The sequence below is a fragment of the Flavobacterium antarcticum DSM 19726 genome (assembly GCF_000419685.1).
GTDB classification, from domain to species: Bacteria; Bacteroidota; Bacteroidia; order Flavobacteriales; family Flavobacteriaceae; genus Flavobacterium; species Flavobacterium antarcticum.
In genome coordinates this window covers 345,615-357,934 of sequence record NZ_ATTM01000003.1, presented here as the reverse complement: position 1 = coordinate 357,934, position 12,320 = coordinate 345,615, and the positions used below count along the sequence as shown (strand labels likewise).

The window sequence follows — 12,320 nt, the reverse complement described above, 5'->3', positions numbered from 1 at the left end:
ATGAAAATCAATCAAGCACAAATTGACAAACTCTACCTATTCACACGCCAACATTTCGTGGAATATTACGATTTGCAAACCGAATTAGTAGACCATTTAGCCAATGCAATCGAAGCACAATGGGATACTAATCCAAAACGAAATTTCGATGAAGCGTTGCAAATTGAGTTTAAGAAATTTGGCATTTTTGGTTTTTCTGATGTAGTTCAAGAGCGACATGTAGCTTTGGAAAAAAAGTATCGAAAAATTGTTTGGAGTCACTTCAAAAACTTCTTCAGATTGCCTCAAATTATTGGCACTTTTTCAGCCGTCGGAATTTTGTTTCTCCTTCTGAAAATAAGCTTTCACAGAGAAATTATTTTTATCAGTATTCTGACACTTTTACTCGTTTTATTTTTCGTAGAACTTGTTCGCAACACTAGAAAAATGAAGCGAAAAAATGAAGAAACGGGTAAAAAATGGTTGTTCAAAGAAATATTAAACGGTTACGGTCAAGGAAGTGGATTTATGTTTTTGCCTTTGCAAACTTTTATTCATTTGAGGTCACTTTTTAATGATGATTTAATACTTCTTGGAGGCAGTTTTTTAATCATTGCATTGGCTTTGGTTCAATACATCGTTCTTGTAATTATTCCCAAAAAAGCCGAACAATATTTGATAGAAACCTATCCTGAATATGAATTTTCAAAATAATTTGTAACAATTTCTGCTTTTCGGTTACCAATGGAGTAACCATAAAACCAAAACTATGTTTAAAAATTTTTTAATGCTCGAATGGAAGGCTTTTTTCAGATCGGCTTCCTTTGCAAAAAATTTGGCACTGAAAATCCTGATGGGTTTTGGAGCTATTTATTTTGCTTTACTATTTATTGCGATGGGCGTTTTAGCTTATTACGGATTAAAGGAAAGTTTTCCAGACCCGTTAGTGGTTATCAATAAATATCTGATTTATTATTTCATCTTTGATTTGGTTTTAAGATTGGCTTTACAAAAAATGCCCGTCATGAACATCCGGCCATTATTGACGTTGCCTATCAAATCAGCTACAATAGTTAATTTCTCTTTGGGAAAAACCTATTTATCGTTCTTTAATATCGTTCATGCGTTTCTGTTTCTTCCCTTTGCCATTGTTTTATTAATCAATGGATACGATGTTTTGAGCGTGATTTTATGGCTGTTTTCAATCATCTTTTTATTTTACATCAATAATTTCCTGAATATTATTTTAAACAATAAAGACAATTTATATGTTCTTTTTCTAATAGTTGTGGTGATTTTTGGAGCGTCACAATATTACAATTTCTTCGATGTTACGCTTTACACAGGTCCGTTTTACCAATCTTTGTTTGATATAAAATGGATGATTGTAGTTCCATTAATTGTATTAGTGGTTTTATATTATGTGACATTTAACTATTTCAAAAGCAATTTATACCTTGACGCAGGATTGGCTTCAAAACACGATGTGGCTAAAACCGAGAATTTTACTTGGTTAAACCAATACGGCGTGATGGGAACGTTTCTTAAAAACGACATTAAGTTGATAAAGCGAAACAAGCGTTCTAAAACAACAATATTCATGAGTGTAATGTTCTTGTTTTACGGCTTGCTTTTCTTCGGAGATTTAATAGCTGCGTATAATAATCCTGCAATGCACATGTTTGCCGGCGTATTTGTTTCGGGCGGTTTCTTAATTACGTTTGGTCAATTCGTGCCAAGTTGGGACAGTTCGTATTACGGATTGATGATGACGCAAAACATTTCCTACCGCGATTATTTGAATTCTAAATGGTGGTTGATGGTTATTGGAACAGCGGTTACAGCAGTTGTTGCTTCTTTCTATCTGTACTTTGGAATTCATATTTATCTGATGATTCTAGCCGGAGCACTTTATAATATTGGTGTGAATTCTTCTTTAGTTCTTTTAGGTGGCGCTTACACTAAAACGCCAATTGACTTGAATTCAACAAAAGGAGCTTTTGGTGATAAAAAAGCATTCAATATAAAAACAATGCTAATATCTATTCCGCAATTAGGAGGTCCAATGGCCTTTTATGCACTTGGTTATTATTTGATAAACCCAACTGCTGGATTAGTTTTCGTGGCGCTTGCCGGAGTAATTGGATTGCTGTTGAAAAACAAAGCATTCGACTTAATTGTCAAAATTTACAAAAAAGAAAAATATGCCGCTTTAGATTCTTACAAACAAAAAAGTGCTTAACCTTAAATAAACCAAACCATGATAAAAGTTAACAATCTTTCAAAAACATATAACGGAACAACCGTACTTAAAATAAATGATTTAGAAATTCCTAAAGGCGAAAGCTTTGGATTAGTGGGAAATAACGGTGCTGGAAAAACAACATTTTTCAGTTTGTTATTGGATTTAATTCAGCCGAGTTCGGGCGAAATTGTAAATAATGGCGTTCAAGTAAATACGAGTGAAGACTGGAAACCGTTCACAGCATCTTTCGTGGATGAAAGTTTCTTAATTGGTTATTTAACTCCTGAAGAATATTTCTATTTCATCGGAGATTTAAGAGGTCAAAACAAAGCGGATATCGACGCTTTATTAGTAAAACATACGGAATTTTTCAACGGAGAAATTTTGAATAATAAAAAATACTTGCGTGATTTATCAAAAGGAAATCAGAAGAAAGTAGGAATTATTGCCACTTTAATTGGAAATCCAGAAGTAATCATTTTAGATGAACCGTTTGCTAATTTAGATCCAACAACGCAATTTCGATTGAAAAAAATCATCAAAGAATTGGCTGACGACCCGAATGTAACTGTTTTAGTTTCAAGTCACGATTTGCAACATACCGTTGAGGTTTCTAACAGAATTGTAGCCATGCATAAAGGTGAAGTGGTGAAAGACATAAAAACTTCTGCTGAAACTTTAAGAGAATTAGAAGAGTTTTTTGCGGTTTAATTACGCGGAAGTTTCTGATAAAATTTTAAAGAGATTGCACAAATTAGCACAAATTAATAAGGGCTATCTTGTGCAATTTTTCTTTTAAAATCGGTGCTAATCCGTGAAATCTGTGTAAAAAATTAATTTTAGCATTATTAAAATCTTTTACTTTTCTCAAAAAAGCGCTTCTAATTTTTCGACATAACAAAAAGAAACGTATTTTTACCCGTTACTATACTAAAATTGACTTTTAAAAGTTTTAAATATAAAACGATTACATTGAGAAATAGCCTTATTAAGTTACTTTTTCTGACCGGAATTTTCGGTGTTTTGATTGCTTGTTCTACCCAAAAAGACAAGTTAATCAATCGAAAATTTCAAGCTTTGAATACCAAATACAATGTGTTGTATAATGGTCATATTGCTTTAGATAAAGGTATTGAAGATTTAAAAACACAATATAACGATGATTTTTGGACACTTCTTCCGGTAGAACGGATGGTGGTTGCTAAAGAAAATAGTTTGCCAGGAACAAAAGCGACCAACGCTAATTTTGAACGTGCCGAAGAAAAAGCTACGAAAGCGATTCAAAAGCGTTCCATGAATATCGACGGAAAAGAGAAAAATTCGCAAATGGATGAAGCCCATCTTTTGTTGGGAAAAGCACGTTATTACGACTTGCGATTTGTTCCCGCATTGGAAGCCTTCAATTACGTTTTATACAAATATCCTGAAAGTGATAAGATTTATGAAGTGAAAATTTGGCGCGAAAAAACAAACATGCGAATGGAAAATGACGCGTTAGCCGTTATCAACCTTAGGAGATTATTGCATGAAATTAAATTTAAAGATCAAATTTTTGCCGACGCCAATGCTACTTTGGCTCAAGCCTTCTTAAATATAGAAGAAAAAGACAGCGCTTTAGTGAAACTTAAAGTGGCTACAGAATTTACAAAATCGCAGGAAGAACAAGCACGTTACCGTTTCATAACCGGACAATTGTTGAGCGAAATGGGTCAAAAAGACAGTGCATTCGCCGCTTTTCAAGAAGTCATTGACATGAATCGAAAAGCACCACGACGGTACATTATTCAAGCGCATTTGCAACAAGCGAAACAATTTGATGCAAAAAAAGGCGATACAATTGCATTTTTGAAAAAATACAAGGACTTATTAGAAGATCGAGAAAACCGACCTTTTTTGGATTTCATAAACCACCAGATGGGATTGTTTTATGACCAGCAAAACAATCATAAAATGGCTTCGAAATACTACAATATTTCTCTGAAAAAGAAGATGCAAGACCAATATTTAATTGCTTCAAATTATAGAAATTTAGCGACTTTAAATTTTGACGATGCTAAATATCCAACAGCGGGCAAGTATTACGACAGTACACTTACAGTTTTAGATGCTCGTTCAAGAGAATACAATGCAATCAAGAAAAAGCGTGAAAACCTAGACGATGTAATTAAATACGAAGCAATTGCACAAGCAAACGACAGTGTTTTAATGGTGTTGAAAATGCCTAAGGAAGGGCAAATTGCGTATTACGAAAAACACATTATTGACTTAAAAGAGGAAGATAGGATAGCAGCTGAATTGGTGAAAAAGGAAGCAGAAAGACAAGAAATTATCGCTAACGCTGGTTTATCTGACGATGACAATCCAATGATGTCAGCGAAAAGTATGAATCCTCCTTCTCCAGATTTTGGACCAAAAAGTACAGAAAAATTTTATTTCTATAATCCATCGACTGTTTCTTTTGGTAAAAATGAGTTCCGTAAAAAATGGGGCAAGAGAACTTTAGAAGACAATTGGCGTTTATCTCAAGCAGGAAAATCAAACAATCTAGAAATTAAGAACGACGACGAGAATGCAATTGCAGCTGAAGATAAAGCAAAAGCGGAAGAGGCAGAAAAATCAATTGATCCAAGATATACAACTGAATTTTACACATCACAATTGCCAACAAAGCAAGAAGAAATTGACGTCTTGATCAAAGACCGCAACTTTGCTTATTATCAGTTGGGCGTGATTTATAAGGAAAAATTCAAAGAGTACGGATTGGCTGCTGAGAAATTAGAAAAATTATTGGACAACGAACCAGAAGAGCGACTGATTTTGCCTTCGATGTACAATTTATTTAAAATTTATGAAATCATCAACCCGTCAAAAGCGATGGCGATGAAACAACAAATTCTTGCAAAATATCCAGATTCCCGTTATGCACAAATTATCAGCAACGACGGTTTGAATGCGGAACAAATGAGTCAAACGCCTGAAGCGAAATACGAAGGATTGTACAAAAAATATGAAAATAATACGAACGTAGCACTTTTGCAAGAAGTAGAAGCTGCAATTGATTTGTATACGGGTGACGAAATTGTTTCAAAATTTGAACTTCTGAAAGCGAATATAGTAGGAAAATTAAAAGGTGTTGAAGAATATAAAACGGCACTTAATTATGTAGCATTGACCTATCCAAATAGCGAAGAAGGAAAAAGTGCTGAAACGTTATTGACGAAAAACATCCCGTATTTGCAGAAATTAAAATTCGATGGAGAGAAAGCAACTTCGTGGAAATTGATTTACAAAATCACGGATACGATTAGTACGTCGAATAAAATTTTGATTGATAAAATCAAGAAATTTACTGCAGAACGAACTTCTGAAAAATTAAGTTATTCCGTTGACACGTATTTTATGAATGAAATAGTGCTTGTGGTTCACGGCATTCCGACGGAAGAAAAGGCAAAAGACATTGTGACGATTTTACAAGACTACAAAGATTTTAAAATTAAGGAACCGGTTCTAATTGTTTCCACAGAAAACTACAAAGTGATTCAGGTGCAAAAGAATTTAGAAACGTATAGCACTAGAAAAATAGAACCAACGGCAGAATTAAACACCTCGGTTAAGGACGAAATGAAGACAGAAGTTACAACTAAGATCAAACCTGAAGTAGAGCAGGTAAAGTCGAATAGTCAAAACAATACTAAAAAAGATTTAAAAGCGGAAAAATTAAATCCTACGCAAACAACAGAAGAACTTACGATTCCAATAAAAACACCCTAAAATGAGCGAAAAACCATCTAAAGTGTATACTGAACTTGGTAAAACAAACCGAATTGTGGAAGGAACCGAAATCAACGGCGATATTATTTCACAAGCAGATTTCAGATTGGACGGACAATTAAAAGGAAATTTCACTACTCCAGGAAAAATTGTAATTGGACCAACAGGAAGCATTAAAGGCGATGTAATTTGCAAAAATGCAGACATTGAAGGAATCTTTGACGGAATTTTAAAAGTTGAAGAAATTCTGAATGTCAAGTCGAAAGCTTCTATCAGTGGCGAAGTAACATGTGGCAAACTATCGGTACAACCTGGAGCAGATTTCAGTGCTTCTTGTGTGATGAAGCCGGTTGCTAAAAAACCAAATTCAAATGGAAAATAAGTCCCCAAAGCAATCGCCAAATAAATGGGTAGTATTTATGAATATTCCTTTTCAAATGGGAATCATAATTTTTGCATTTACGTATTTGGGAATTTGGTTGGATGAAAAATATACCGATTCGTCGATTTTCACCATCGTATTATCGTTATTATCCGTCTTTATTGCATTGTTTAATGTGATAAGGCAAGTAAAAAATATAAATAAAGAATGAGTACTCCGTTTTTAAATTTTATCAAGTTATTTCTACCGTTTGCATTGGTCCTTTTTGGTTTACAATACTTCGTGACTTTACAGTTGTTCCAATCTACTATATTTTATTATTCAATTTGGAGCATTTATGTTTTTCATATTATTATCACGCTTGCAGCACATCTATTTTTACTTTTTGTTCATAAAAATTTCCCTGATAAAACAGGATTTACTTTTATGGGAATGGGTGTCATAAAAATGATGGCGTGCGTTGTTTTTTTAATTCCAATGATTCAATCCGACACAATAAACCGTATTCCTGATGTTGCTGCATTCTTTATACCTTACTTTATGTTCTTGCTATTCGAAACGATTTTTGCGGTTCGTTTAATAAATAAGGATTAAAATGGGTGTTTATTAAGGAATTGTTCACGTTAGGTTTATTTTTCAAAAAATAATTGATATATTTTCAATTGTAAATTAAATATGTACCTTTGCAAAAATTTTGAATAGTAATATTAGATACACATTTTAATAATGGTAATGTCAAAAAAATCACTTCAATTCTTATTAGCCGCTTTTGTAGCTTGCCTTCCGCTTGTTGGATTTGCAAATACGCAAGTTGATAGTACAGTTGTAACCACTGAAGCTGTTGCTGAACCGCATGTAGATGGAGCTCATGTTAAGGAACCATTTAATGTTTCAGAATTAATCAATTCTCACATTGCTGATTCGCATGATTTTCACGTTGCCGATTGGAATGGACATCCCATTTCTTTTGCACTTCCTATCATTTTATGGACAAATAGTGGATTAGAAATTTTCTCTTCAGAGCAATTTCACCACGACAATACAGGAGAACATGTGGTAAGTGTTAACGGACAAGAATTTGTTCGTAACAATGAAATCATTTTCTACAAAGATAAATACGATACTTTAACCGCAGAACAAAAGAAAGATGGTGCTTTCGAATTTGACGCAAGACCATTGAACTTTTCAATTACAAAGAATGTATTTTCAATGTTCATGTCGGCTATCCTTATGTTTTTCTTGTTTTTTGCAGTAGCAAGATCATACAAGAAAAACCCAAATGCACCAAAAGGAATCGCTGGATTCTTGGAACCATTAATAACGTTTGTTAGAGACGACATTGCTAGACCAAATATCGGTGAAAAACAATATGCGAAATATATGCCGTATTTATTGACTATATTCTTTTTCATTTGGATCAATAACTTGATTGGATTAATTCCGTTCTTCCCATTTAGTTCAAACTTGACAGGAAATATCTACTTTACATTTGTATTGGCTTTTATCACGTTTATCGTTACAACGTTAAGTGGAAACAAAGATTACTGGGGTCACATTTTCAACACACCAGGAGTACCGGTTTGGTTAGCGCCAATTATGATTCCTGTTGAGGTAATTGGAATGTTGACAAAACCTTTCGCATTGATGATTCGTTTATTTGCTAACATTACAGCAGGTCACATTATCATCTTAAGTTTAATTTCATTAATCTTTATATTCGAAACAGTTGCAGTTTCTCCAATTTCGGGAGCATTTGTATTGTTCATGAGTGTACTAGAAATGTTGGTTGCCGCGTTGCAAGCTTACGTCTTCACGTTGTTATCTGCATTGTTTATCGGTCAGGCTGTAGCAGAGCATGACCACCATTAATTTGAGTTTTATTAATTATTAACTATATAAATTTACTATTATGATTTTAGCTGGAATCGGAGCTGGATTAGCTGTAATTGGTGCAGGACTTGGAATTGGAAAAATTGGTGGTTCAGCAATGGACGCTATTGCTCGTCAACCTGAGGCTGCTGGAAAAATCCAGACTGCTATGATTATTGCTGCTGCACTTATTGAAGGTGTTGCACTTTTCGCAGTAGTTGTTGCGTTAATCGCAAAATAATAAAAACTAAAACTTCCTGTAGCGGTTGGCTTCAGGAAGTTTTCTTTAAAAAAGACAAACAATTTTAAATATAAAATAGTATGCAATTAACTTCACCAGAGAGTTTAATTTTTTGGACTACGCTTATCTTTGTAATTTTCTTTATATTATTGAGAAAATTTGCTTGGAAACCTATTTTAGGTGCTGTAAAAAGTCGTGAGGATTCTATCAACACCGCTTTGCAATCAGCTGAAGCAGCTCGTAGAGAAATGCAAGATCTTACCGCTACAAACGAAAGAATCTTACAAGAAGCAAGAATGGAACGTGACGCGATGCTAAAAGAAGCACGTGAAATGAGAGAGAAAATGATTGCTGATTCTAAAGCAGATGCAGTTGCAGAAGGCGCTAGAATGATTGAGCAAGCTAAAACAGCTATTAATGCGGAAAAAAATGCTGCAATGTCAGAATTGAAAGCACAAGTTTCTACATTATCTTTAGAGATTGCTGAGAAATTATTGAAAACAGAATTATCTAACAAAGATTCTCAGAAACAATTAGTTGAGAAAATGTTAGGTGACGTTACCTTAAACTAATACTATGGCAAGTACAAGAGCAGCTATTAGATATGCCAAAGCAATTTTGGACATCGCACAAGATAAAGGTGCGGTTCAAGAAGTTGGTGCGGATATGCAACTGATTGCATCTACAATCAATAGCAACCAGGAATTGCATAACTTTATTGAAAGCCCGACGATTGGCGCTAGCAATAAAGAAGCAGCATTGTTAGAAGTTTTTGCTTCAACAAACGCTACCACTAAATCACTTTTTCACTTATTATTTGTGAACAAGAGATTTGGAATTTTGGAAGCGATTGCACTTGAGTATAAAAAATTATTAGACGAAGTTAATAATGTTGAAACTGCAGAAGTAACAACAGCATTTCCTTTGACAGATGATTTGGAAGCTAAAGTATTGGCAAAAGTGAAAGAATTTACAAGTAAAACCGTAACGCTACATAACATTGTAGACGAATCCATTATTGGAGGTTTTATTTTAAGAATAGGCGACAAGCAGTATAATGCTTCAATTGCCAACAGTTTACACGTTTTAAAAAGAGAATTAAGTAACTAGTTATTTATATAATTATGGCGGACATTAACCCTGCTGAAATTTCAGCAATATTAAAAAAGCAAGTAGAAGGTTTTCAATCTGGTGCAACGCTTGAAGAAGTAGGAACAGTTCTAAATGTTGGAGATGGTATCGCTCGTATCTACGGGTTATCAAATGTTCAGTATGGTGAATTAGTTGAATTCGATAATGGTCTTGAAGCAATTGTTTTGAACCTTGAAGAAGATAACGTAGGTGTGGTACTTTTAGGACCATCAACTGGTATCAAAGAAGGATCAACCGCAAAAAGAACACAAAGAATTGCTTCGCTTAAAGTTGGTGAAGAAATGGTAGGACGTGTAGTAAACACGCTTGGTTTTCCTATTGATGGAAAAGGACCAATTGGTGGAACTTTATACGAAATGCCTTTAGAAAGAAAAGCTCCTGGAGTTATCTTCCGTCAGCCAGTTACTGAACCTTTGCAAACAGGTATTAAAGCGGTTGATGCTATGATCCCAGTTGGTCGTGGACAAAGAGAGCTTGTAATTGGTGACCGTCAAACAGGTAAATCAACTGTTTGTATCGATACCATTTTGAATCAAAAAGAATTTTACGATGCAGGAAAACCTGTATTCTGTATATATGTTGCAATTGGGCAAAAAGCATCAACTGTAGCAGGTATTGCTAAAATGTTAGAAGAAAAAGGTGCAATGGCTTACACAGTTATTGTTGCTGCAAATGCTTCTGATCCAGCTCCAATGCAAGTATACGCTCCAATGGCAGGTGCTGCAATTGGTGAATACTTCAGAGATTCTGGTCGTCCGGCTTTAATCGTTTATGATGATTTGTCAAAACAAGCGGTAGCTTACCGTGAGGTGTCTCTTTTGTTAAGAAGACCTCCAGGACGTGAGGCTTACCCTGGTGACGTTTTCTACCTACACTCTCGTTTATTAGAACGTGCTTGTAAAGTAATTAACAACGATGAAATTGCAAGAAACATGAATGACTTACCAGATTCTATCAAAGGAATCGTTAAAGGTGGTGGTTCGTTAACAGCTTTGCCAATTATCGAAACGCAAGCGGGTGACGTTTCTGCTTATATTCCTACAAACGTAATTTCGATTACAGATGGTCAGATTTTCCTTGATGGAGATTTGTTTAACTCAGGAGTTCGTCCAGCGATTAACGTAGGTATTTCGGTATCTCGTGTTGGAGGTAATGCTCAGATTAAATCAATGAAAAAAGTAGCAGGTACTTTGAAACTAGATCAAGCACAATACCGTGAATTAGAAGCGTTTGCTAAATTTGGTTCTGATCTTGATGCGGTTACCTTGAACGTAATCGAAAAAGGAAAAAGAAACGTTGAAATCTTGAAACAAGGTTTGAACGATCCTTATACAGTTGAAGATCAAGTTGCGATTATCTATGCAGGTTCTAAAAACTTGTTGAGAAACGTTCCTGTAAACAAAGTAAGAGAGTTTGAAAGAGATTTCTTAGAATTCTTGAACAACAAACACAGAGATACGTTAGATGCTTTGAAAGCAGGAAAATTAGATGACAAGATTACAGGTGTTATCGAAAACGTAGCGAAAGAAATTTCAGCAAAATATAAATAATATTTGTTATAGGTTCTAAGTTGTAGGTTTCAAAACTTACAACGTAGAACCTACAACTTACAACAATTTAAGATGGCAAATTTAAAGGAAATCCGTAATAGAATTACTTCCGTTTCATCAACAATGCAGATTACTTCTGCGATGAAAATGGTTTCTGCAGCAAAGTTGAAAAAAGCACAAGATGCGATTACAGCAATGCGACCTTATGCCGAAAAGTTAACCGAGTTATTACAAAACCTTTCTGCAACTCTTGATGGAGATGTTGGTGGTGAATTCACTACACAACGCGAAATCAATAATGTATTGTTAGTCGCAATTACTTCTAATAGAGGTTTATGTGGTGCTTTCAATGCAAATATCATGAAAGCAATCAAAAGTAGAGCAGAATTTTACGCAGGTAAAAATGTAGATGTGTACGCTATTGGTAAAAAAGGAAACGACGGATTAGCTAAAACGTGTACAATTACAGACAATAAAAGTGCTATTTTCGATGATTTAACATTCGAAAACGTGGCAATTATTGCGGAAGATTTGACACAAAAATTCCTTTCTGGAAAATACGATCGAATTGAATTGGTTTACAATCAGTTTAAAAATGCAGCGACTCAAATTGTAATGACAGAGCAATTTTTGCCTCTTGCACCAATGGCAGTTACGGCAAGCGCTTCAAATGTCGATTACATTTATGAACCAGAGAAAGAAGAAATTCTTTTAACGTTGATTCCAAAATCATTAAAAACGCAATTGTACAAAGGAATCAGAGATTCTTTCGCTTCAGAACACGGAGCCCGTATGACTGCAATGCACAAAGCGACTGATAACGCAACTGAATTGAGAAATCAATTGAAATTGACGTATAACAAAGCGCGTCAAGCAGCAATTACAAATGAAATTTTAGAGATTGTTGGTGGTGCGGAAGCACTTGCTGGATAATAATTTCACTAAATAGTTTTAGAAAAGAGTTGAGCAATCAACTCTTTTTTTTGTTTAATAATTCCCCGATTTTTAGTTTTCTGTATTATTTTCTAAAGCAAATCTGTACTAATTTGTGAAATCTGTGTAACAGCCACTTTAATCGCCAGTACTAAAATCTATTGAATTCTGATATTTCAAGGATTGCTTCTACAAATT

The 12,320-nt window shown here is 34.5% G+C and carries 13 protein-coding genes; all 13 read left to right on the top strand.

What is annotated here, in order from left to right; translation table 11 throughout:
* The gene (locus YWA_RS0106885; RefSeq protein WP_022827768.1) at positions 1-693 is read left to right on the top strand and encodes a hypothetical protein; all 693 of its coding nucleotides are present in this window, start codon (positions 1-3) and stop codon (positions 691-693) included.
* Positions 694-748: 55 nt separating this feature from the next.
* Entirely contained in the window at positions 749-2,221 is a 1,473-nt protein-coding gene (locus YWA_RS0106880) for a DUF5687 family protein (RefSeq protein WP_022827767.1), read from the top strand.
* Between the two features lie 18 nt (positions 2,222-2,239).
* Complete coding sequence (locus YWA_RS0106875) at positions 2,240-2,935, top strand: ABC transporter ATP-binding protein (RefSeq protein ID WP_022827766.1); 696 nt, start codon at positions 2,240-2,242, stop codon at positions 2,933-2,935.
* 261 nt (positions 2,936-3,196) lie between these two features.
* On the top strand, positions 3,197-5,995 hold the full coding sequence (porW, locus tag YWA_RS14770) for a type IX secretion system periplasmic lipoprotein PorW/SprE (RefSeq protein WP_245557703.1): 2,799 nt from the start codon (positions 3,197-3,199) through the stop codon (positions 5,993-5,995).
* A 1-nt stretch (position 5,996) separates the two neighbouring features.
* Positions 5,997-6,377, top strand: coding sequence for a bactofilin family protein (locus YWA_RS0106865; RefSeq protein ID WP_022827764.1), 381 nt, complete (start codon positions 5,997-5,999; stop codon positions 6,375-6,377).
* Positions 6,367-6,588 carry an AtpZ/AtpI family protein gene (locus YWA_RS0106860; protein ID WP_022827763.1) on the top strand — a complete coding sequence of 74 codons (222 nt, stop codon included), beginning with the start codon at positions 6,367-6,369 and terminating at the stop codon, positions 6,586-6,588. The genes YWA_RS0106865 and YWA_RS0106860 overlap by 11 nt, the downstream gene beginning before the upstream one ends.
* A complete protein-coding gene (locus tag YWA_RS0106855; RefSeq protein ID WP_022827762.1) occupies positions 6,585-6,971 on the top strand; it encodes a hypothetical protein in 387 nt (128 codons plus the stop codon). Before YWA_RS0106860 ends, YWA_RS0106855 begins: the two co-directional genes overlap by 4 nt.
* Positions 6,972-7,109: 138 nt before the next feature.
* Positions 7,110-8,246 (top strand): F0F1 ATP synthase subunit A, encoded by a 1,137-nt coding sequence (gene atpB / locus YWA_RS0106850; protein WP_022827761.1) that lies wholly within the window; start codon positions 7,110-7,112, stop codon positions 8,244-8,246.
* Positions 8,247-8,286: 40 nt separating this feature from the next.
* Positions 8,287-8,487, top strand: coding sequence for an ATP synthase F0 subunit C (atpE, locus tag YWA_RS0106845; protein ID WP_022827760.1), 201 nt, complete (start codon positions 8,287-8,289; stop codon positions 8,485-8,487).
* An 80-nt stretch (positions 8,488-8,567) separates the two neighbouring features.
* Positions 8,568-9,059, top strand: a complete 492-nt coding sequence (locus YWA_RS0106840) for a F0F1 ATP synthase subunit B (protein WP_022827759.1) — start codon at positions 8,568-8,570, stop codon at positions 9,057-9,059.
* A gap of 4 nt (positions 9,060-9,063) precedes the next feature.
* Entirely contained in the window at positions 9,064-9,597 is a 534-nt protein-coding gene (atpH, locus tag YWA_RS0106835; RefSeq protein WP_022827758.1) for an ATP synthase F1 subunit delta, read from the top strand.
* A gap of 14 nt (positions 9,598-9,611) precedes the next feature.
* Positions 9,612-11,189, top strand: coding sequence for a F0F1 ATP synthase subunit alpha (atpA, locus tag YWA_RS0106830; RefSeq protein ID WP_022827757.1), 1,578 nt, complete (start codon positions 9,612-9,614; stop codon positions 11,187-11,189).
* A 72-nt stretch (positions 11,190-11,261) separates the two neighbouring features.
* A complete protein-coding gene (gene atpG, locus YWA_RS0106825) occupies positions 11,262-12,122 on the top strand; it encodes an ATP synthase F1 subunit gamma (protein WP_022827756.1) in 861 nt (286 codons plus the stop codon).
* The last annotated feature ends 198 nt before the right edge of the window (positions 12,123-12,320 follow it).